Origin of the sequence: Acidisarcina sp., from assembly GCA_035539175.1 — a bacterium.
GTDB lineage: Bacteria > Acidobacteriota > Terriglobia > Terriglobales > Acidobacteriaceae > JANXZS01.
This window is the reverse complement of record DATLIY010000007.1, coordinates 31,153-53,783: the sequence shown is the minus strand read 5'-3', so window position 1 is coordinate 53,783 and position 22,631 is coordinate 31,153. Positions and strand designations below refer to the sequence as shown.

The following is a 22,631-nucleotide window of genomic DNA, read 5'->3' as shown; positions in this document are numbered from 1 at the left end:
CTTCCGCTAGGAACCTGATTCCGATTACGGTGAAGTCGCTTCCATGCAGGCCACTTCTCAAAGAAACGGCAGCAGCATGCGCCGCCGCTTCTTTCTGAATCAAACAGTGGCGCGTGCGCTCGCTGCGCAAGGTGCACAGCTAACGATCAAGGGAATCATCTCATCAACCGCGTCGTTCCTCTTGTGATGTCCGCTCCGTGAAAGTCGTGGCCCCTTCATTCACGATCTCAACCAGCTAAGCTCTCGTAGAGTGTGATCCGTCGCGCTGAGTTGTTTGCTCGCGATTGTTTCCTCGTGCTATATTTCGGCACGAATCGGGCGGACATCAATCCATTCGCCCAGAACGACTCAAGGCTTGTGACCACGTAGCCATCAGCTTCCTGACGCTTGACGGACAGCGTTGCCTGAACCTTTCTATGCGAGCAGATCAGGAAGCGAATCAAACCTTGCCGATCCTGCTCAGTGTTTCATTTTTGCTCTGTTCTGGATTGGTCTGCCGCGGGATGATTCTCTGTACTGGCGATCTCTCTGAGAGAGAGGAAAATGAGCAGCCGATATTCAGGGGTTATTGCTATGACTTCATTGCGAAATGCGATTTGGCTTCTACTACTAGCGCCTTGCACGTTGCAGGCGCAAACCAGTCCCGGAAACTCCACCTCCTTGCCGAATAATTCGGATATCGCGGCAGAGGTCAAAGTTCTCCGCGAGGCTCTTCTGGAGACACAGAAGCAATTAGCATCCCAGCAGCGGGAGATCGACGCCTTGAAGGCCTTGAGCGCCCGCCAGGATTCCACCGACTCTAATGCAGAAAATGTGGCACACGTCCTTGACGCGGCAATTCATTCCACCGTCTCAACAAGGCCCCGCAGCGAGATATATCGCGCGGATGGGAAGATGGCTGAGTTACCCAAAAGCCAGGCAGAAGGGGAGCATAAAGAGTCTCCCTTATCCTTCAAAATTGGCGGGGCCGAGCTCACACCTGGCGGCTTTGTTGACATTGAGAATATCTACCGCACGACAAATACGCAGAACAACATTGCTACCAACTTTGCGGCCATACCGTTTAGCAATACTGCGCAAGGGCACGTGACGGAAGACCGCACCACGGCGCAATACTCCCGCCTCAGCCTGAAGGTTACGGACAAGTTTGGTCCCTACCACGTGCTCGGATATTTCGAAGCTGACTTCAGCGGCAACGCAGCCCCCAATGTGTATCAGACGGTGAACGGCCAAACCAATCGTCTTCGCCTGTATTTTGCAGATGTGACGCGCGGAAGATGGGAGGTTCTAGGGGGGCAGACCTGGAGTTGGCTGACTCCGAACCGCAATGGGGTATCACCCATGCCTGCGGACCTGGCTCTGACCTACAACGAAGATCAGAACCTGGGAGTTGGCATACCCTACTCCCGAGCCGCGGAATTTCGTGTTGCATTTCACCCGAACGAGCATTGGTCCATGGGCGTAGGCATTGAGGATCCCAATCAATTTATCGGCGGATTCGTTGCTCTTCCGACGGCCTTCAGCGCCACGCTGAGCCCGCAATTCGATAACGGATCGCAAGCAGGCGCTCCAAACTTATTTCCCGACATTCTTTCCAAGATTGCCTACGATACAAAGATTTCGGACAGGCACTTCCACGTGGAGATGGGCGGATTGCTCACCGGGGCGAGAGCGTCTGTCGTGCCTATCGGAGCGACATCCTTCTCGTCGCACTCGGCTATTGGCGGAGGTGGCGAGATCGCTGCAAACTATGCCCTCATGAAGAACCTGGTGTTGCTGGGCAACGCCTACTGGACCGATGGTGGCGCCCGCTATCTGGTCGCCACAGGGCCGCAATTGGTAGTTCGTCCAAATGCAGCAGGAACAGATGTGAGTCCTTCGATGGTGCATGCATCCGCCGGATCCGCGGGGTTGGAGTGGAAGGCGACGCCAAAGACCGTGCTGGCCGCGTACTACGGCGCAGATTATTTTGGGCGGAACTTCTTCCGGGATACTACCAATCTGCTTCATCCCAACACGATCATCGGATACGGCGGACCAGGGTCCGCAAACACCAATAACCGGACGATTCAGCAGCCTACCTTCGATTTGACGCAGGACATCTGGCGAGGCCAGTATCACGGAGCATTGCAGTTCTATACGCAGTATTCGTATCTGACTCGCGCTCCATGGTTTGTGGCACCAGGCGCACCGAAGAACGCACATCTCAATATGGTCTACATGGGACTTCGCCTGGTTCTTTCTTCAGGAGTCATCCTTCCAGTAGAGAAGTGATGCGTAAATGCGCGAGATTGCGCAAGGCACCATGAGCGTGGAGCGGCAGGTACTCAGCAGATGCGGGATGAAGGACGGATTGGCGACAACGGGATGCGCCGACTGTAAGCGGAATTGGATCTTTCGGAGACGCGGTAGAAAATCTATCTAACACAGTAGGGATGCCGGCTCCGGGCTTTAGCGGCGCTCACATGTGATGCTTCAAGAAGTCCTGGAGCGCAACAGCATTGTTGTGCTCGGTGTCATGCGAGCTGTAGATCAGTGTGACCGGTCCTTTGCGCGCAGCCTCCACGATAGGCCGCCACGCATCCGGATTGGCCTTGAGCTCCGCAGCGTAGCGCTTGCGAAATTCCTCCCACTTAGCCGGATCATGGCTGAACCATTTCCGCAGCTCCGTACTGGGACCCACATCTTTAAGCCAGTCCTGAATCTCCAGCGAGGTCTTCTTTACTCCCCTCGGCCACAATCTTTCGACGAGCAGGCGAGTTCCATCCGAATCGCCAACCGGGTCGTAGACACGTTTGATATGAATCATCGCCAACCTTTCCGTGGCGCCGCCGCTCGCCACTGCACCATTCAACTGTGAGTTGCCTTCGGCCCTATCGTCGTGCATGGCTGCGATGAAGGCTACTGCCGGCCACCAAAGCTGGCGGCAAGCAGCGTCTTCTGTTCCAGCGCATGCGCCTTGGAAGAACCGGTAGCCGGGCTCGCTGCGCTGGATCGTTTGACGGTGAGTACCTGGCGTCCACGCGCCAGCCGTCGCAGCCGAGGCAAAACGAAGGAGAGAGCTCCCATGTTTGCCGGCTCCTCCTGAACCCATACGATCTCGTGCGCCTCCGCATGGCGATCCAACTCCGCTACGAGCTCCGCTTCCGGCCATGGGTAGAGTTGCTCCAGAAACACGATTCCGGTTGTGACGTCCTTCCGGCGTGCCCGTTCCGCGCGTAGTTCATGTCCGATCTTGCCGGTGCAGAGAAGCAGCCGCGTGGCATGCTGCACCTCCGTGTCGGGCAATACCTTCTGGAATGCGGGTCGAGCAAAGTCCTGTAGCTGCGATGCCGCGTCCGGACGGCGGAGCATGCTCTTGGGCGTAAAGACGACCAGGGGCTTCCGCCAGGACTGCAGCGCCTGACGTCGCAGCAGATGAAAGTACTGGGCCGCGGTGGAGGGCTGACATATTTGGAAATTGTCGCGCGCCGCCAATTGCAGGTAGCGCTCGATTCGCGCACTGGAGTGCTCCGGACCCTGCCCCTCATAACCGTGAGGCAGCAATAGAACCAGGCCGCTCAGCAACCCCCACTTATCTTCTGCCGCCGCGATAAATTGATCGATGATGATCTGCGCACCATTGGCGAAGTCGCCGAACTGAGCCTCCCATAACACCAGAGCCTCCGGAAAATCGCGGCTGAATCCATACTCGAATCCGAGCACCGCAGCTTCGGAAAGAATCGAGTTATACACCTCGAAGCGTGCCTGATCTGGGCCAAGATTGGCCAGAGGAATGAAGTATTTCTCCGTCTCAACATCCACCAGGACGCTGTGCCGCTGATTGAACGTACCGCGCTTGCTGTCCTGGCCGCTGAGACGTACCGGCGTTCCGCCTAGAAGCAGCGAGCCCAGCGCGCAGGCTTCCGCCATGGCGTAATCGATTGCGTGCCGGCCACGCCCCATCTCGGCCCTTTGCTCCAGCAACTTCTTCATCTTGGGATGAATGTGAAAATCCGCCGGATACGAGGTCAGTAGTTTGCTGATCTCGAGGATGCGCTCCGCTGGTAGACCCGTGTTCGGCACCTCCACTGTCTTGTAAGGGCCACCGTGATAGGGAGCCCAGTATGCGGGCAGAGTGACCAGCGTTGAGGTTTTCTTCATCCGGCCGGCCGCACTCTGTTCTTCCATCATTTGGGCCTGGATCTCCGCCGCCTGCGTTGAAGGGTCCGTTCCGATTCGCTCTGCGTAGATTTTGTACAGGGGAGGATGACCCTTGATCTTTGCATAGCGAAGCGGCTGCGTAATGGTGGGGTCGTCGATCTCGCTGTGACCATAACGCCGGTACCCGATCAGATCCACCACAACGTCGCTCTGAAAGGCGGAACGATACTCGATGGCGAGCCTGGCAACGCGAACAACTGCATCGGGATCTTCCGCATTGACATGGAAGATAGGAACCGGCAGTCGCTTGGCTACATCCGATGCGAAGCGTGAGGAATTCGACTCCTCAGGGTTCGCCGTAAAACCGATGAGGTTATTCACGATGACCTGAATGCTGCCGCCCACGGCGTAGCCTTCAACGGAGGTCAGGTTGAGCGTCTCCGCGCAAATACCCTGGCCGGCAAATGCTGCATCGCCATGGACCAGCACAGGAAGCACGTGTTCCTCTCCCTTGTCTCCAAAACGATTCTGCTTGGCGCGGCTGCGGCCCACGGCTACGGGGTCGACGGCCTCCAGATGGCTGGGATTCGACACCAGGTGGAGGTCCACTTCTTTCCCGCGACCATCTTTCCATTGGCCTGTCGCACCCATGTGATACTTGACATCGCCGCCGCCGAGAACACTGCGCGGGTCAATATCCTCAAATTTTGAAAAGACCGCCGCAGGCGATTTGCCGATGGTGTTCACCATGACATTCAGCCGCCCGCGATGACTGAGAGCCAGCACAGCCTGCTGCGCGCCTTGGCCGGCTGCCTGTTGCAGCGCTGCATCCAGGAACGGAATCAGCGCCGTTACCCCTTCCAGCGAGAACCGCTTGGTGCCGGGATAGCGCGACTGGAGAACCTCTTCAAAGATATCGGCTCGAATCAAAAGGTTGAGGATGTGCTGCTGGTCTTCGACCGGGGCAGCCTGCTCCCATCGCTCCTGGATCCACTGGCGCTTCGCAGGATCTGCAAGATGCATGAACTCAATCCCGACGCTGCCGCAATACAGGCGACGTGCCTGGTCCGCTGCTTCGCCGGTTACCTCAAGCTCAGGTAGCTCCCGAGGAAGAAGGTATTGGCCAAGCGGATCCAGTTGCGCCTGAAGATATCCCCATCGGCGAAAACTATCGAAGACCTGTTCGGACGATTGGGCCGCTACGGAAGAGCGTTTCTGGGCGGGGTCGGGGGACTTCATCTGTGCATGTGCCTCCATATCCTTCCATCATCAATGAAAGTATGGCTCGATGCCAGTCTTTGTAAACAAAAGGGAAGTAAAGACCCCACGCGAGGGCCGTCCGGCGCCAGATGACGCGTGCGTGCGCATCAAGCTGTCCCGCCGGAGGCCCTCCTGGGTCTATCTTTTCCAGGTCGCGCTTCTAAGTCACTCCGCCTTTCCGTAGCCGCTGCGATAAGCCTTCTGCAGCACACCGAATGCGGCTTTCTTATCGCCCTTCTCGCTAACCAACCCCTTGCGGTTGAAGTAGTCCTGAACTCCTGGGAGTTGACGAGAAGGAGAGCGGAAATCCATCAGAACCCACGGGCTCATCCCGCGCACCTGTGGAATTTGCGCCAGCATCGGCAACGAATGTTCGTAAATAGAAGCCTGGTACTCTTCGCTCCAGCGCTCCGTCGCCTGGCCGTGAAGTCCGGCCTGGGCCCCTCCTCCGAACTCGCTGACGACTACCGGCTTTTGAAAGGCAATCGTCCAGTGGGTGGCGTCGGCAGACTCCGGTTTGCCTTCGTACCAGCCGATGTACTCGTTGATTCCAATTACATCCAGCGCCTCGCCGAGTGTGTCGTCGACGACCTTCTCATTCGGTGCGCCATTTCTCACCAGCAGCGCCGCACTTACCAGCCGCTCCTTGTCGAGCGAACGCACTTCTTCGGCGTGCGAGGTCAGGAAGCGGGTGCGCGCCGGGATGTTGGGCGTCTCATTTGCAATGGACCACAAGCCAATGGAGGCACGATTCCGATCCCGTTCAATCTCCTCATGAAGCTGCTGCTTCGCTTTCGCAAGCACGGCGGGATTCTCAAACTCGATGGCCCAGTACGTGGGAATCTCCGACCACACCAGCAAGCCCATACGATCGGCGGCACGCGTCATCTTCTCATCATGAGGATAGTGCGCCAGCCTTACATAGTTGCAGCCGAGTTCCTTCGCCCAGCCAAGCAACGTATCTACGTCTTTCTCCGTCGAAGCGCGTCCGGTCCGGAAGGGCGCTTCCGCATGAATCGAGATACCGCGTAAGAAGACGGGCTTTCCGTTGAGCAGGATCTGCGTTTCCTTCGCCTCGATGGTCTTGAAGCCCATCTGCTCATGCAGTTCATCGGCTCCGGCGCGTAGATCCACTTTGTACAGCGTCGGCGATTCAGGAGACCAGAGATGCACGCCGCGAACCGGAAACGACACAGGGCCTCGGCCCGTCTCGTCCACCTTCACCGATGTTTCCGCGTGCAGTTCTGGGATCGAAACCATCACGCTGTCTCCGGCCTTTGCTCCCGTGAGTTGTACCCAGCCTTCAATCTTTGAGCGTGTGGGCCGATCGATGTGAAGGTCGTAGCCGGATATAAAAGTCTCCGGCACCTCGACCAGCGATACGGAGCGCGTGAGTCCGCCGTAGTTCCACCAATCGGTTTGGAGAGTCGGAACACCATCGGAGAGGCGCTGGTTGTTGACCGCGGCGACGATGGAGTTGGCGCCGTCTTTCACCGCCTGCGTCACGTCGCAGTCGAAGGTGGTGAAGCCGCCCTCGTGCTGGCAAACCTTGGCTCCATTGACCCAGAACAAGGACCGGTAGTTTGCGGCACCGACATGGAGAAACACGCGCTTCCCGGTTGTGCCCTGCCAGACGAAATTTCGCTGATACCAGATTGGGCCTTCATAGAAGAAAAGGGAATCCCGCTGAGTGTTCCAATCTCCGGGTACGCGCAGCGTAGGAGATTTTGCAAAGTCGTATTCCTGCAGGTGATTGTCGCCTAGCCCTTGCCAGTGTCCGTCGCGGAACCAGCCGTTCTTCTTCTCTTCATGGTGAAAGCTGTACAAGCCGGTAAAGTAGGGATCGACGATCGAGTGCCAGTCGCCGTCGAGCGAAGTCTGCGGCCGGCGGTCCGCTCCCTCGATCACCGTGGTGTTTTGCGTGAAGATCTCTACCTGCGGCTTCGCGTTCGTCTCTACTTCCCCCGACCCCGCCGGGCGTTGCGCCGATAGATACCCCGCCTGGATTACCAGAGCGGAGAAGAGGGTTACACACAGCTTGCGACGCACCTTGACCAGCCTTTGCTTACACGTCATTCCCGGACCTCGAATCTGTAGTTAAAAGAACAATGCGTTTGTGTTTCCTGCACTCCACTAGGCTGCAAACCCCAAAGACAAGAGGGTGAATCGGTACGATACCTGGAAAGTGCATGTATGTTGGAACAGCGAATTGTACAAGGTTTGTATGTCTGGCGAGAGCATAAACTTCAACGCGCTTATGAGTTAGCTCCAGACAATGTTCCGTGCAGAAGCAGAGGCGCAGGAAGTATCTCTCATTAGCGTCCCGCGTAGAGCCGGACACAGGGAAGGATAGATCGATTCATCGGTTGCTTAAAGCGTACTTCGCGACTTTATAGCCCAGGTCACTGCGGGAGAGACTCAGGCGACGCGCAGCTTCCGCCTGTACCCCGCCGGTTGCGCTGAGGGCTCGCTCGATCAATGCAATTTCTATTTGCGATAGTACCTCGCGAAGATCGAGATGCTCGGGTAAACGAGCGGCAAGTTGATCGACATCCCAATGCACCTCCTCTTTCTGCGCGGCTAGGTTGGCAACATTTAACGGGAAGTCTTCCGGTTGCAGGTCTCCGTGCTGCCCGAGGATATAGGCGCGTTCGAGCAGGTTGCGCAGCTCCCGAATATTTCCGGGGAAGGGATACTGCCGCAGCTTGTCGATCGCAGCTTGACTCACGCTTCGCCGGGCAACCTTCATCTCCTGCGCAATGCTTGCAGAGAGAATGTTGCATAAGCCAGCGATATCTTCACTCCGATCGCGCAATGGAGGAAGATGGATGGGCAAGACCGCAAGGCGATAGTACAGGTCCTCGCGAAACAAACCTTCTCGCACCCGGTCCTTGAGATTTCTGAGCGTCGCTGCCAAAACCCGAACATCAACGTGCCGGGTTCTGGTCGAGCCAACGCGCTGAATCTCGCCATCGGCGAGAACTCTGAGGAGCTTTGCCTGGGCCGCTGGAGAAAGTTCGCCCACCTCATCGAGAAATAGCGTTCCTTCGTGAGCGGCTTCAAAGAGTCCGGCTCGAACCTTGTCGGCGCCTGTGAATGCTCCCCGCTCATGGCCAAAGAGCTCGCTCTCCAGCAGAGTCTCCGTGACAGAGGCACAATTGATGGCGATAAACGGCCTGTCTGCTCTTCGACTATTTCGATGTATGGCGCGGGCTACGAGCTCCTTGCCCGTGCCCGTCTCGCCGGTGATCAAAACGGTTGTATCCATGGGAGCGACACGCGCGATTGTCTCCCGCACTGCTTGGATTGACGGGCTATCTCCGAAGATTTGATCCGGGCCTTCGAGCTTCAGTACAGCGGTCTTGAGCACGGCGTTTTCGCGTAAGAGTGCTGTGCGCTCACAGGCTCGTTTCACCGCTGCTCTCACCGTATCCGGAACAAATGGCTTGGTAAGGAAATCGAAGGCGCCCTGACGCATGCTGGTCACTGCAAGTTCTAATGTGCCGACCGCTGTCAGAAAGATTACGGAAGTGGTCGGATCGTCCTGCTGCGAAGCTTGAAGAACATCGAGCCCGTCGCCGTCAGGCATGCGTTGATCCGTAAGTATGACGTCGAACTCTTCCCGTTCCAGGATGGCCTTTGCCTCCAGCACGCCCGATGCCTCGACCACCACATGAGAATCCATCCGCAGATTGGTGGCCAGAATTCGCCGCATGCTTGGTTCGTCATCGACAATCAATACTTTGCCCATTTGTGGCTCCTACTCCGGCTGTGCACCAGATGCGTCCGCAAGCGTCATCGAGAAAGTTACGCTTCCTTCTTCATTTCTGCTAACCCATAGATCGCCTCCGTGGGCCTGGGCGATACAGTGGGCAATAGAGAGTCCCAGTCCTGTGCCAGTCGGCTTGGTGCTGTAGAACGGCTCAAAAATATGGGAAAGATCCGAATCCGGAATACGCGCACCCGTATTCTGTACGTCTATCTGGATGAGCCTTCCTGTCCTGTCCGCTCTCAGGACGACCGCTCCCGGCGAATCGGTGGCGTCAATTCCGTTCAACACCAGGTTCAGCAATGCCTGCTGCACCTGTGACGGATCGACCTGGATCGGAGTGGTCTCGGCGGCAGACCAGGTAACCTTGATAGACCTGGCCGATGCATAAGCTTTCACCACATCTGCAGTGTAGGCAAAGAGATCGCTGACAAGTGTGGAGATGCGTTTCGGATCATTGGGCCGCGCATAACTCAAGAAATCAGTCGTCAGCCGCTCTAGCCGTTCCGCCTCTTTTGCCGCGATCTGCAGCATCGCTTCACGATCCGTGTTGCGCACCTCGGGGTTGGCGGCTGTGGTCAGAGAACTGGAGATCATCGCGACCGGGTTGCGAATCTCGTGAGCGATGCCGCCGGCAAGCCTGCCAACTGCGGCCAGCCTTTCCTCAACCGCAAGCTTCTCCCGCGTGGCCTCCAACTCCGCAATGTTGTCGGAGAGCATAGCTTGTTGCTGGATTCGTTGATGGACGAGAAACCACACGATGACCCCGACCAGGGCAAAGATGATCGAGATCATGCCTCCTTCCAGATACTCGGAAGGCTGTTGGGGAGGATGCAGAGTAAAGAAATGCCACAACCAGTAGAAGATCATTCCAATTGCTGTGACGATCGTAACTATGGTGGGCACCAACCCAAAACAAAACGCACACTGCAGAATCGGAATCACCAGCAGCACCAGGTACGGTGCGTCGTCATGATTCGTAAGAAAGATGAGGGATGCGGAAAGGATAAATAAGCCCGTGATCGACAGGGCTGTCTCCCGCCTTGCCGTCTCTTCCGAGATTCCCTCGGTTCGACCTTGCAGCCAGGCAAGTTCGATCACTTTTACGGAGAAGCTGCAGCCGAGCAACAGGATGATCCATATCGACGGCTCGTCGAGCAGGGAAGCAAAGAGGGTGTGCAGCAGCAGTAAAACTGCAATGACAAAAAGGGTGAGGACGCAGAAGGCCGTCTGCTGCTTGCGGAACGACTCGGCCTTCATGAGTTCCAGTTGCGCGACCTTAGAGGCTGACATCTCTTTGAAAGGCATCTACCCGGATGTACGACTAGACTAGCCTGTTTCGCGAATCATGGATCGCCTATTCTTCCTTGCCGACGGCGGTGGAATCATTTTCTCCAACCGGTGCAACGGTAGCCTGACTATCCGATGCTGGAAGCAGGGCATGTACGCCAAACTCGTGCACCAGCCGGCCACCAGCATGCGCGGTCTTGACTAGAAACAGCAGGCCGGCAGAGTACAGAACCAGAAATGCAAGCGGCAAGAGGGTTGAAAAGAGCCTGCTCTCCTGCCGCTTGAGAGCGCGCGGAAGGGCAAACATTCCCAGCAAAATAGTAGACAGCCCCAGGAAGACGACCTTTGTTTCCGAGGCAAGTCTTTCATGGGTTTCGAGCACAGCGTTCACCGCGCCATCCCGGTCTGCCAGTTCGCCCGCCGCCTTGCCCGTTGAGGCGGATAGAAACAGGCTCCCGGTTCCCAGCAACAATATGAGGATCGCCGAGACTAGATAGGGTCTGCTCTTCCGCGGCGGCACCGCTGCGCTGATAGCCAGAAACAGAGGGCTTAAGAAAAGAAGCGCAATCGGAAAGTGAATAATTAACGGATGCAATAAGTCCCAACTGGGCATATGTGGCAACATAACGGACCTCCTGGCCTCTGGCTGCCGATCTGCCGATTCCATGCTCGGTAGATCGGGAGGGAAATCTCAAGCGACACGTTCGAATTTCTCCTTCGGGGTGAAGCAGGTAGGACATTTCGCCAGGTTCGCATTGTTCGTGGTGTAGCCACACTTTGGGCAGACGTAGAACGTCATGCTCTTGGATCCTTTGAGCCGGTCCAGACTGGCAAGAGCTTCGGTATAGAGTTTCGCGTGTTCCGCCTCGGCGGCCTTTGCATAATTGAGGCTCTTGATCGCATCTCGATTGCGATCGATCCGCGCCTGTTTAAGGAAATCGGGGTACATCGTGTCGCGTTCGTAGGTCTCGCCCTTGATCGCGGCCTGCAAGTTCTCGCGAGTGGTTTTCACCTCTGGCGCCAGGACCTTCGCCTGAGGTACCGCGCCCATCTTTTGAATGACGGCTGCATGGTTTGCGGCGTGTATCTCTTCCGCTCTTGCTGCTGCACGGAAAAGGCTCGCTACCTGGCCATAACCTTCGGTATCGGCTTGCAGTGCAAACGCCAGATAGCGTGCATGTGCGTTGCTTTCTCCGTTGAAGGCTGTCTGCATATTCTGCAGAGTGGCCGTCGATGCCTGGGCAGCAGTGGATAGAACCAGAGCTGCGAATAGAGTAAGGGCAAACTTTGCGAAAGCAAGGAATCGATTATTGATGGTATGTAGCATTGGATCTCCTGATGGGGCGCCGCTCTATCTATGAGCTAACGCACCCTTGAAGATTCCTTGCATGCGCCTGACCGTCTGCCGAATGCTCTTAAATTCCGATTTTTAAAGGATAAGGAGGAGTGTAGAGCCTGCTAGCGTCCAATATTTCGGACACGATCGTCCAAAATATTGGACAATTGACCCGGTTGTAATCCACGACATTCAGCGCAGTTGCAGAAAAGGGAAGGCTTGCTGTCGAGGAATGCTTTGGCCATTCACATGCAATCCCAACTTACAGAAGCAAGTCTCATTTTTTTTAAGGACGCCAAGTTATTGCACAACGGTAGGGCCTGGATGGATCGCGCTCTCTTTTTGGAGGACTCATGGTAACTTGTGCTACCCCAATTGCTGCTGCTAACGCCCCCGAAACCGGAGCGCTGCTTTATGTGACCGATCTGATGCACGACTCGGACGAGCACCTCCAGCTCGCCTGCGAATTGGCAAGCAGCCGAGGCCTCCGTCTTGAGTTGGTTCACGTAATCGATCTGAACCAGACGCCATCCAGACCAGACGCTCAAATGGGCATTCAGCACCGTCTCGACGCACTTGTCCGAAGGCTGAAGCCTCACAAGAAGAATGTCAGATCCGTGCTCCTGTTCGGCTGTCCAGAGGAAGTTATTTCAAAACGAGCGATAGACCTCAAGGCGAGTCTGATCGCATTTGGGGCAAAAAGCGCCGCCTCCGCAGAGGTTCAATGGAGGCTCGTCCGCAGTGTTATTGGCAAGACTACTTGTCCTGTCTTGGTTCTCTCTTCCGATCTTTCTATCAAAAAGCGGAAAACTGCCTAGATCTCCTCTGCGTACCGTCGCCCGCGAAAAGACGGTACGCGGGAGGAACCCTGCGAATTTCGACTGCGTCTACTGAAGGATCAGTCCTTCGTGTTGGAGGACGACCGTTTTCTTTCGAGCAGCGATTGCGCTACCTTAGCAGCTTCGTTCACGAGAATCCCCATCCTGGGGTGCGAGGGCTGAAAGTCTGGCGAGATACCCTGTCGTGCCAATTCCTCATTCGTACTCGGTCCGACGGAAACAATAACTATCCGCTTGAGACTTTCGAGCAAAGCCTGGCGCTGGCCCATTTCGTCCGCTACTTGTAACAGATGCAAAGCTTGAACGCCGGTGAGGAAAAGCAAGACATCGAACTCGCCGCGTTCAAGAGCGCGGATGGTCGCTCGCATTTCATCCAGGTCTTCGGGCAGAGCCCATTGATAGACGGGAACTCGGGTGACCTGCGCACCGCGCTGCGCGAGTCCCTCCAGAAGCTGCGAATTCACCGCACCATACTCCTGGATCGCGATCCGAAGGCCGCTCATGCCTGTTGGATACGCAGTATCCAGTGCGACCAGCAACTCTCGCCATGTGCTTGGCTCCTGACTGACAATATCGGCGGTAACGCCAAGCTCCCGTAAAACGGCAACCGGCTTGGGGCCGCGCACGGCAACACGGGTCTGCTTCAATGCCTGGAGAAAATCTTCGCGCGAGAACCGGCTCTCTACCGCAGCAAAGAGTATCCGGGCTCCCACGCCGGTGAGAAACAGCACGACATCGAATTGGCCCGCAAGCAGCGCCTGTGCAAAGGAAAACGCCGCCTCGTTCGAGTCCAATGGAATCTCGCGCATCACGGGAACAACCGTGGGCACGCCTCCCGCGGATCGGATCAGCATCGCAACTTCTTTGGCGCGCCGGTTTTCCAAAGCAAGAACGCGCAATCCGTTAAAATTTGTCTCCAGCATATTCCCTGTGCTAAGCCTCCGATGGCATCCGTAGAGCAAAGATACCAGCAAACAGGAATTGCGCTCTCAGGAGAAGCGCGCGCGCCTGCGGCTTCCGCTGTTACCCTGAACACAGGAGCTTTCTGTTACCCGATGAACGAGACAGTTCTAATCCATTTCTCCGGCCGCGATAAACCCGGCCTCACGACTTCGCTGACCGCCATTCTGGCTGAATTTGATGCGTGTGTTTTAGATATAGGGCAAGCTGTCGTCCACGAGACTCTGGTGCTCGGGCTACTGATCGAGGTGCCAAAGGGAGCAAGCTTCCAGCCGCTGAAGTCCGCGCTTCTGGCCAAGGCTGGGGATCTGCAACTGCAGGTGCGGTTTACCCCTGTAAGCAGAGAGGCACTGCAACACTGGATTGCGGCTCAGGGCAAAGACCGCTTCATTGTTACCATCCTTGGGCGGGCGATCACAGCGAGACACATTTCACGGGTAAGCTCCATCATCGCGGATCACGGTCTGAACATCGACAGTATCGAGCGTCTCTCCGGGCGGCTGTCGCTTGCGGTACATACTCCGAAGGCGAAGGCCTGCGTGGAATTGCGAGTGAGTGGAACAGCTACTGCAGAGGCAGCGATGCGCGCCGCGTTTCTGTCCACGGCACAGGAACTGACGATCGACATCGCCATCCAGCGCGAAAGCATCTTCCGGCGCAATCGCCGCCTGTTCGCATTCGATATGGACTCTACGCTGATCCAGGGCGAGGTGATTGATGAACTGGCGAAGATGGCAGGCGTTGCCGATCAGGTGGTGAAGATCACCGAATCCGCTATGCGCGGGGAGATCGAATTCAAGGAGAGCTTTACTCGCAGAGTCGGTTTACTGCGAGGATTGCCTCAGGCCCGCGTCGAAGAATTACTTGGCACAATTCCACTGGTGGAAGGCGCAGAACACCTCATCACTACGTTGAAGCTGCTGGGGTATAAGACAGCGATCCTCTCGGGAGGCTTCACCTTCTTTGCCCGGCACCTGCAGGAGCGTCTGGGGATTGACTACGTTTTTGCAAACGAACTGGATATTGTCGATGGCAAAGTCACCGGTGAAGTGAAGACGGAAGTGGTGGACGGAGCAAAGAAGGCGCAACTGCTGCAGCAGATAGCCCGGCAGGAGAACATCTCCCTGGAGCAGGTGGTCGCGGTAGGCGACGGCGCAAACGATCTCCCGATGCTCAGTCTCGCCGGCATGGGGATTGCATTTCGAGCGAAACCACTGGTACGGCAAAGCGCCGACCAGGCTGTGTCCTTCCTTGGACTGGATAGTCTGCTCTACCTGATCGGGGTGCGCGACCGCGATCTGGAGGGGATTGTCGCCTCAGATTCACACGAAGCCTCCCAGAGCGCACAAAGGCAGTAGAGCAGGGAAGTTGAGTTCGAGGTGTCTGTTGCACAACAGACACCTCGCGAAAACCGCAGCCCTATGCGACGGAGGCTTCGAGTGACATGATCGGCGGCAGATTTTCCGCCAGCCCTTCCCAGGAATTCCCTCCATCGCGGGAATAGTAGATCGCGCCATTGGTGGTGCCCACGTAAACGGCCGCATCTTCGCAGGTATCGGTAGTTGCGGCGTGCCGCAGCACCTGCGTGTAGACATTCTTCCGCGGCAGCCCCCTGGTGAGCTTGCGCCATGTTTTGCCGCCGTTGCGTGTGCGATACACATTGAGCGCGCTATCGCATACATAGCGCTGCTCCGAACTAATCTCCGGGATAACATACATCGTTTCCGCCTGGTGCGGATGCACGACGCTGGCAAATCCAAAGCGGGAGGGAAGTCCTTCCGAGATGTCGGTCCACTCCTCCGCCGCATTCCGGCTGCTGTAAACCCCGCAGTGATTCTGCTGAAAGAGCAAGTCGGGGTTCGAGGCGCTCAGGTGCATGCTGTGGACGCATTGGCCCACCTCGGGATACTTTTTGGCTGCGAAGTCAGCGAGAACTCCCTTGTTCAGCGGCTGCCAGCTCTGGCCATCGTCGTCCGTGCGGAAACATCCTGCAGCAGAAATTCCGGCATAGACCCGGTTTCCGTTCGCCGGGTCGGGAAGGATGCAGTGCACCATCAATCCGCCGCCCCCCGGTTGCCAGCGCTCGCGTGTGGAGTGCTGCGTCAACCCGGTAACTTCATACCAATCCTTGCCGCCATTATCGGACCGGAAGAGCGCTCCCGGATCGGCACCACACCAGAGCACGTCTGGCCGCGAGTTTCGATCCGGAACCACGCGCCATATTCGACTGAGGTTAAGCCCACGGTCCTTGGCAAAACCGATTCCGTTGCTTGATTTCTGCCAGGTCTTGCCCTGGTTCCGGCTCACCTGCAGATCCGTACCCCACCAGGCACTGGTGATCGCCGCCCACAGGTGCCCTGTGCGCGCATCGCGCCCCAGGTAGTTCATCTCCGTGCCGGCAAAGAATGGACCATGAATCTGCCATGTCTTGCGGCGCATGTCGCTCGAAAAGGCAAATCCGCCCTTGCGGGTGCCGACAAATAGTTTGACCTCTTTCGGTTGTAAGCTCTTTTGCATGGTCGATCCTTCCGAAGAAAAACGTTGCGGAAAGGCGCATCGTTCGGCCAGCCCTGTTGACGGTTGCTTCCTATGCCCGCTGCACAAATATGCCCGAGAAGGCTTGACGGTGATAGATTGCGACAACGCACCACAGCACGACGACAAGGATGCCCAGTGGCAGTCCGCTCGGCTCCATCAGCAGATGAAAGAAAAATATATTTACGATCACCGGGCCAAGCAGCACAAGCGCAAGCGGGACGTAACGATTCACCAGCAGCAGCAGACTCGTCACGATCTGAATGACGGCAACGATGGGCATGTAATGCGATTGGGCGAGGGCACCCACAAACTGCGCTGCTGGCCCCGACGGCATAGGCCCCATGGGAATGAAGTGCAGAAAAGCATTCAGTCCAAAGACCAGGAAGATCAAACCCAATAAGAGTCGTGCGACCATTGCTGCGATTTTCATAGGGGTTCTTTCACCAATGGCAATAGATTTTAGAGACACGCACGAAGGCGCAAAACATCCCCGGGGTTTTCTACAGACAACGTTGTACCACGGAGCCGCGGCCAAGCATCTCCTTTATTTCCGATTTTTTCGCCTTAAATGACAGGATTGGGTGCTCCATAGCCGGCCCGATTGCTGGATGCCTGAATCGGAGCGTGCCGTTGTTACACTGATACTGTGAAGATCGCTCTTGCCCAGATAAACCCCACTGTTGGTGATTTTGACGGTAATACGGCGAAGATACTCGCCTTTACAAAGCGTGCCGTGGATAGCGGAGCCGGGCTGGTTCTGTTCCCCGAGCTCTCCGTCTGCGGCTATCCTCCGGCAGATCTGCTGGAGAAGACCTCCTTTGTAGCCCGCGCGCAAGAGGCTGTGGATGAGATTGCCGCGGCAACGGCCAGGGATGGAATCGCTGTCCTTTGCGGTTACGTGACGCCCGCGCCCGCGGAGAGCGGCAAGCATGTGCTCAACTCCGCCGCGATGCTCCGCAACGGACGCGTGGAGTTCGTCCAATCCAAGACGCTTTTGCCCTTTTACGACGTGTTCGATGAGCAGAGATACTTTGCCCCGGCGGACGTACGGCGGCTCTACCCCTTCGGCAACGAAAACCTCGCGGTTACGATCTGCGAAGACGCATGGAACGATAAATACTTCTGGCAGAACCGGCTTTACCAGCACGATCCAGTGGAAGAGTTGATGCAGGCGGGAGGATCGCTGATCCTCAACATCTCCGCGTCCCCTTATTGGCGAGGCAAGCGTCAGGTACGCCTGGAGATGCTCTCCGCAATTGCCCGGCGGCACCGCAGGCCGGTTCTCATGGTGAACCAGGTTGGCGGCAACGATAGCCTGATCTTCGACGGCACCAGCCTGGCGATTGCTGCGGATGGAACTTTGATTGCCCAGGCAAAATCCTTTGAAGAAGATCTGCTGGTAGTGGATATGGCAGAGCAATCCGAGTCTCCCGCGCTGGATGGTAACGAAGTCGCAGCGGTTTACGATGCGCTGGTGCTGGGAACCCGCGACTACATTCGCAAGTGCAGCTTTTCAAAGGCGCTGGTGGGGCTGAGCGGTGGAATCGACTCCGCGCTGGTAGCGACGATTGCAGTGGATGCGCTGGGTGCGGAAAATGTCGTCGGCATCGGCATGCCGAGTCCATATTCCTCGCAGGGATCGGTGGACGATAGCCGTCAGCTTGCGGCAAATCTCGGGATACGCTTTGAAACAATCGGAATCAACCAGCTCTTTGCGGAGTTCAACCGGTCACTCGCTCCGCTCTTTGCTGGGTGCAAGCCCGACATCACGGAAGAGAATATTCAGTCACGCATTCGCGGCAGCTTGCTGATGGCGCTGTCCAATAAGTTTTCGTCGCTGGTGCTCACCACGGGGAACAAGTCGGAGATGTCCGTGGGCTACTGCACCCTCTACGGCGATATGGTTGGTGCTCTCGCGGTGATCGGCGACGTAATGAAGACGCATGTGTATGAACTCTGCCGATACGTTAACCGCAACGGGGAGCGCATCCCGCAGGCAATCCTTGAAAAGCCGCCCTCGGCGGAGCTGCGTCCGGACCAGAAGGATACCGACTCGCTTCCTCCCTACGATGTGCTGGACCCGATTCTGGAGGGCTACGTGGAGCGCTACGAGACACCCGAGGAGATTGCGGCCGCGCATCGCATAAGCCTGGACGTTGTGCGCCGAGTTGTTAAGCTGGTGGAGAGAAGTGAATACAAGCGCCAGCAGGCGGCGCCGGTCTTGAAAGTCACGCAAAAATCCTTTGGCATGGGCCGCCGTTTTCCCATTACCGTCAAGGTTCAGGTATAAGCAGGACAGCACTCAACATTGCCACCGAAGAAAGGAATTCAATGCAACTCCGTTTATCCCTCCGTACCGCGGCGCTAACGTTTGCGGTTCTGCTGCCGGTCTCGTCGTCGTTTGTGCTGGCGCAGGCAGGTGGTAATGCAAAGCCACAGAGTCCGGCTCCGCAGGCGCCTACACCGCAAACTCCCAGCCGGGGCTCCGAGCCGATCTCTTCACTCGAGCCCTCTGGCAATGATGCGAATCCTTTCCCCAAGCCCGACCCGCGAAACTTTACCGCAGACAGCCCAACAGCGGAGACGGTCAGCGCGTTTCTCCATGAGTCGTGGGGATACGATACGCAGCGCATCTGGCAGGTTCAGGCAATCCTGAAGACCGCAGTACCCGGAGTGAGCAAGGTGGTCGTGCTGGTCGCGCAGAAGGGGGCAAAGGCGCAGGTGGCTTCGCTTCAATTCTTTACCCTGCCGGACGGAAAGCACCTGATTGCCGATGACGTGCTGCCTTTCGGCCCCAAGCCATTTGCAGAGAACCGCAAGCTGATGCAGGAACGTGCAACTGGCCCGGCACGCGGGTCTGCATCGAAGGACCTGCTGATGGTTGAATTCGCCGATTTCCAGTGCCCGCATTGCAAGGACGCGCAGCCAACGATTGAAAAGCTGATGCAGGAGTTTCCCAACGCGCGCTTTGTCTACGAAAACTACCCACTGGTGCAGATTCACAGCGAAGCCTATAAGGCGGCGGCATACGGCGTATGCGTGGCCAAGGAAGGCGGGAACGACGCCTTCTTTAAGTACTCCGCAGCGGTCTATGATGCGCAGGCGAATCTGACCCCGGCCGGATCTGACGAAGTGCTCAAGGGTGCCGTGACCAAGGCGGGGCTGGATCCTGCCAAGGTGGCAGCGTGCTCCACGTCGGCGGAAACCCGGAGCGCGATAGACGCATCCACCAAGCTGGCGCAGGAGATGAACATCAATCAGACTCCAACGCTTGTCGTGAATGGCCGCGCGCTTCCTCTCTCCAGCGTGCCGGTCGAGACTCTTGTCCAGTTGATCCACTTCCAGGCTACGGAAGACGGAGTTGCATCGGCTCCGGCGAAATAACAATCAGCAAGCAGTAGCAACGACAGAAGAGCGCCTGCGAGGGCGCTCTTTTTAGTGGCGGGGAATCATAACCATGGGATCTGAGAATTGGCTGGAGCGGCTCCGCACCACGTGAGGCGTGATCATAATCATCAGATTGGATACGTCATATTGCTTCGAGGTGTCGGTGGTGGTTTGAAATCCGGGGAGCTCGCTCATGCCGGGAATGCCGCTGACTGCCCGGGATTCCTGGCGACTCAGGTTGCTGACGAGCACCGCGGTTTCTCCATCATGCACCGTGATGGTGCCGGTGTATTGGCGGTTATTGAGGATAGGGCTACCGTTCAGCACGACGCCGCCCAGCGCTTCAATCTTCATGTCCAGAGCCAGGGTGATATCACGCGAGCGTTGGATTCGCGGGGTAGCCTTCAGCGTAAGGCCGAGATCCTCATACTGCACCTGGGGAGTGATCTGCGAAGTGGCAGCATTGGAGAGGTTGATACCCAGGCTCTGCAGCGTGCTCGAAAGGCCCGGGCTGGTCAATCCGGGGATGGCGCCGTTGATGGCAGAGGTGGAGTAGATCGAGGTGACGATCGGGTATCGCGTGCCGCTGCGCAGCGTGGCTGCCTCCGTATCGCTGGCGCGGATCTCGATGTTGTCCAGGACGCGTGAATCGGCGGTGTTGAGGCTGAAATTGGCCGTAATGCTTCCCGGGACGAGTCCCTCCTGGGTGATCCCTCCTCCAAATACAGCAAATGGTTGGGTGAGGATGCCTCCAGTGACAGCGCCGGAAGCCAGCAGAATGGCCGCGATGGCAGCAAAATCGCCTGGCTTCGCCAATCCGCTGGCAATAATCTGATCGACCAGCGACTGATTGGCTTTGAGGATACTGTTCAGCTCCGTGGGGACGTTGAAGACAGTAACCTGCTGGGGCAGCTGGATCCCGATGTTTCGAGTGCGGGTGCGGGCAATCTCGTAGAGGCGCATCTCGAGAAGGATCTGCCCACGACCGTCAATCAGGTTTTCCAGAGTGGCGTTGATAGCCTTGAGCGTTGCCTCCGGAGCACGCACGGTCAGGGTGCCGGCCTGGGCCTGCACGGTGGATTGCTGCGCATTAAAGATATTGCGGACGATGTTCCCGAGATCGCTCATCTCCGGGGCCGTCATGCCCGGAAGGTACAGCGTCTCTTCAAACAGCCGCTCAAACTTCTCGCGATTTTCGCGGTTATCCTCAGCGACAAGGACGCGTTTTGGATCGAGTGGCACAAAAAAAGTCCGGGTGAGAAGGCAGGCAATCTCAGCCGCCTTGTCGAAGCTCACCGCATCCGCATCGATGCGAATCGCTTGCGGCCTGACAGATTCGTCCATGAATGCAGTAATGCCATAGGCCCCGAAGACCTGGCGCAGAACATCGCTGGCGTTCGTGCGTACATGGAAGCTGTGCTGGCCGGCCTGGGGCGCGAGGTGTATGGACGCGTACTCCGGGGCAACATAGGGCGAGGGCTGACGGTCTGCCGCAGCAAAGTCCGCAAGTTCCGCGATATGCTGCGTCACCTCAAGGTTCTTAGGATCGATTTTCAGCGCCTCTTCCAGTCTGGCGCGGGCAATGTCCTCTTTGCCCATCATCCTTGCCTTGGCGGCCTCCTGCACAAGCTGCGTTAACAGGTGCTGGCGCGCAATCTCGGCAGCGCCCTGGTAGTTGCTGTTTGCAGGGTCCAGTTCGGCGGCACGGGTGAAATCCCTGGCCGCCTGCCTTGGATTGTCGTTATCCATCGCTTTAGCGCCATGAGCATAGAGCTTGGCTGCGCGATTTTTATCGTGATTCGATGCGGCGGGAGGGGTTTGCGCAGGCAGGGCCGCGACAGGCTGCGACACGCTGGGGTTGCCGGGAGCGGGCGGTGCCTCTTGCGCGGCAACTGGCGCAGCGACCGCCATCGCGAAGAGCGGAAGCAGGAGCGTTGCCTGGAGCAGGGGCAAGAGCGCAATCCTGTGGCTTGTATGCACATTGGAAGGGCCGTGCTTCATAGGTTGCGGTTCGCCGCAGGAGCGGTTGCGTGTAACAGGTCCTCGAGCGTGGAGGTGCAGGCTTCTGGCGCGTGCTGCATCAGCTCTTCCCACGTAAAGTGCCCGGTAGCGACCGCAATCGTCGGCAGGGAATTGGCTTTGGCAGCGGAAATGTCCCATGGAGTGTCGCCGACAACGCAGATTGAGGCATCCGGGCCAGCGATGCGCCGGGCGAGTTCCGCAGCATGAGCAATCATCTCGGCTCGAATATCGAAGCGGTCGCTGAAGCCGCCAAAGCGGAACCACTCCTTTAAACCTGCTGCCTCAACCTTCAGCCAGCCAATGACTTCAAGATTGCCGGTAGCCAGGCCGAGTAATGCGCCAGCACTCTGGAGATGGCGTAAGGTGGCCTCTACCCCAGGCATAAGAAAGGGCTGAAGGGAGTCGCGCTGCTCGACCACCGTCTGGCGCATAAGCGCAAGGATTGGCTCAAGCTGGGGCTTCCACTCAGAGTCGGCGATATTGGAGGCGCGAAAGGCGTCCCGAAGAATCGCAGTGTCCGTGCTGCCGTGGACGCTGACGCCCTGCAGATTGAGTTCGTATCCAGTAACATGCCTTACGCTGTGGGCGAAGGAGTTAAAGTGGACTCGGTCCCGGCTGCGCAGAAGAGTGCCATCGATATCGAAGAGGTACGCGTTCTGCCGGTCCCAGGCAAACCCCTCACGCAGGAAGACCTGCCCCGGCGACTTGGGATGCTGCGGAGTTTCTGCGCCTGGTGCTGCCTGGCTCATATGCGAATGCTCTCTCTGTGGTCCTGTGATCAGTTCATCTACGATTCTCGCAGATGTCTGCTCTCAGTTACAGGACGCACGCTGCGTGGAGGACGCTTGAGCCCGGCGCGAATTTGCAGGGGATCAATGTTGAGCTCCGCAATGGTGCGGCTGAGTGTGTTTCGGTGCATGCCAAGTTCCTTGGCGGTTTTGCACTGGTTTCCCCTGTGACTTGCCAGCACTTCCAGCAGATAGCGCTTCTTAAATTCCCTCACGGCCTCAGAATAGGTGATGCCCCCAGCGTGCATCTGCGTCACAAGACTTTCCAGTTCGCGTTTCACCGAAACCTCTTTCCCTCC

The 22,631-nt window shown here is 57.2% G+C and carries 18 protein-coding genes; 5 read left to right on the top strand and 13 right to left on the bottom strand.

Annotated elements, in window-relative coordinates; all coding sequences use genetic code 11:
• The first annotated feature begins 660 nt into the window (after positions 1 to 660).
• Entirely contained in the window at positions 661 to 2,274 is a 1,614-nt protein-coding gene (locus VM554_02900) for a hypothetical protein (protein HVJ07305.1), read from the top strand.
• A gap of 187 nt (positions 2,275 to 2,461) precedes the next feature.
• Here VM554_02900 and VM554_02895 read toward each other — a convergent pair whose 3' ends face one another.
• The 7 genes from VM554_02895 to VM554_02865 form a co-directional block, all read right to left on the bottom strand.
• Entirely contained in the window at positions 2,462 to 2,809 is a 348-nt protein-coding gene (locus VM554_02895; protein ID HVJ07304.1) for a DUF488 domain-containing protein, read from the bottom strand.
• A gap of 92 nt (positions 2,810 to 2,901) precedes the next feature.
• On the bottom strand, positions 2,902 to 5,382 hold the full coding sequence (locus tag VM554_02890) for a 2-oxoglutarate dehydrogenase E1 component (protein HVJ07303.1): 2,481 nt from the start codon (positions 5,380 to 5,382) through the stop codon (positions 2,902 to 2,904).
• Positions 5,383 to 5,568: 186 nt separating this feature from the next.
• Entirely contained in the window at positions 5,569 to 7,479 is a 1,911-nt protein-coding gene (locus VM554_02885; GenBank protein HVJ07302.1) for a glycoside hydrolase family 2 TIM barrel-domain containing protein, read from the bottom strand.
• 283 nt (positions 7,480 to 7,762) lie between these two features.
• The gene (locus VM554_02880; protein HVJ07301.1) at positions 7,763 to 9,154 is read right to left on the bottom strand and encodes a sigma-54 dependent transcriptional regulator; all 1,392 of its coding nucleotides are present in this window, start codon (positions 9,152 to 9,154) and stop codon (positions 7,763 to 7,765) included.
• 9 nt (positions 9,155 to 9,163) lie between these two features.
• Positions 9,164 to 10,465, bottom strand: a complete 1,302-nt coding sequence (locus VM554_02875; protein ID HVJ07300.1) for an ATP-binding protein — start codon at positions 10,463 to 10,465, stop codon at positions 9,164 to 9,166.
• A gap of 64 nt (positions 10,466 to 10,529) precedes the next feature.
• Positions 10,530 to 11,087, bottom strand: a complete 558-nt coding sequence (locus VM554_02870) for a DUF2231 domain-containing protein (GenBank protein ID HVJ07299.1) — start codon at positions 11,085 to 11,087, stop codon at positions 10,530 to 10,532.
• A 66-nt stretch (positions 11,088 to 11,153) separates the two neighbouring features.
• Complete coding sequence (locus tag VM554_02865; GenBank protein ID HVJ07298.1) at positions 11,154 to 11,675, bottom strand: rubrerythrin family protein; 522 nt, start codon at positions 11,673 to 11,675, stop codon at positions 11,154 to 11,156.
• 476 nt (positions 11,676 to 12,151) lie between these two features.
• On the opposite strand from VM554_02865, the gene VM554_02860 reads away from it, so the two are divergent.
• Positions 12,152 to 12,616 carry a universal stress protein gene (locus VM554_02860; protein ID HVJ07297.1) on the top strand — a complete coding sequence of 155 codons (465 nt, stop codon included), beginning with the start codon at positions 12,152 to 12,154 and terminating at the stop codon, positions 12,614 to 12,616.
• A gap of 80 nt (positions 12,617 to 12,696) precedes the next feature.
• On the opposite strand, the gene VM554_02855 is transcribed toward VM554_02860, so the two are convergent.
• On the bottom strand, positions 12,697 to 13,560 hold the full coding sequence (locus VM554_02855; GenBank protein HVJ07296.1) for a uroporphyrinogen-III synthase: 864 nt from the start codon (positions 13,558 to 13,560) through the stop codon (positions 12,697 to 12,699).
• A 132-nt stretch (positions 13,561 to 13,692) separates the two neighbouring features.
• On the opposite strand from VM554_02855, the gene serB reads away from it, so the two are divergent.
• Positions 13,693 to 14,955, top strand: coding sequence for a phosphoserine phosphatase SerB (gene serB, locus VM554_02850; GenBank protein HVJ07295.1), 1,263 nt, complete (start codon positions 13,693 to 13,695; stop codon positions 14,953 to 14,955).
• A 61-nt stretch (positions 14,956 to 15,016) separates the two neighbouring features.
• Here the strand turns inward: serB and VM554_02845 are convergent, their stop codons facing one another.
• A complete protein-coding gene (locus VM554_02845) occupies positions 15,017 to 16,114 on the bottom strand; it encodes a hypothetical protein (GenBank protein HVJ07294.1) in 1,098 nt (365 codons plus the stop codon).
• A gap of 70 nt (positions 16,115 to 16,184) precedes the next feature.
• Positions 16,185 to 16,565: a hypothetical protein gene (locus VM554_02840; GenBank protein ID HVJ07293.1), complete on the bottom strand. Its 381-nt coding sequence runs from the start codon at positions 16,563 to 16,565 to the stop codon at positions 16,185 to 16,187.
• Positions 16,566 to 16,781: 216 nt separating this feature from the next.
• On the opposite strand from VM554_02840, the gene VM554_02835 reads away from it, so the two are divergent.
• Positions 16,782 to 18,425 (top strand): NAD+ synthase, encoded by a 1,644-nt coding sequence (locus tag VM554_02835; GenBank protein HVJ07292.1) that lies wholly within the window; start codon positions 16,782 to 16,784, stop codon positions 18,423 to 18,425.
• Positions 18,426 to 18,466: 41 nt separating this feature from the next.
• A complete protein-coding gene (locus tag VM554_02830; GenBank protein HVJ07291.1) occupies positions 18,467 to 19,519 on the top strand; it encodes a thioredoxin domain-containing protein in 1,053 nt (350 codons plus the stop codon).
• Positions 19,520 to 19,570: 51 nt separating this feature from the next.
• Here the strand turns inward: VM554_02830 and VM554_02825 are convergent, their stop codons facing one another.
• From VM554_02825 to VM554_02815, 3 genes are read right to left on the bottom strand one after another with little or no spacing between them, the layout of a single operon-like run.
• Positions 19,571 to 21,475: a hypothetical protein gene (locus VM554_02825; GenBank protein ID HVJ07290.1), complete on the bottom strand. Its 1,905-nt coding sequence runs from the start codon at positions 21,473 to 21,475 to the stop codon at positions 19,571 to 19,573.
• Positions 21,476 to 21,519: 44 nt separating this feature from the next.
• A complete protein-coding gene (locus VM554_02820) occupies positions 21,520 to 22,293 on the bottom strand; it encodes an HAD family hydrolase (GenBank protein HVJ07289.1) in 774 nt (257 codons plus the stop codon).
• Between the two features lie 38 nt (positions 22,294 to 22,331).
• The gene (locus tag VM554_02815) at positions 22,332 to 22,613 is read right to left on the bottom strand and encodes a helix-turn-helix domain-containing protein (GenBank protein ID HVJ07288.1); all 282 of its coding nucleotides are present in this window, start codon (positions 22,611 to 22,613) and stop codon (positions 22,332 to 22,334) included.
• Positions 22,614 to 22,631: the final 18 nt, after the last annotated feature.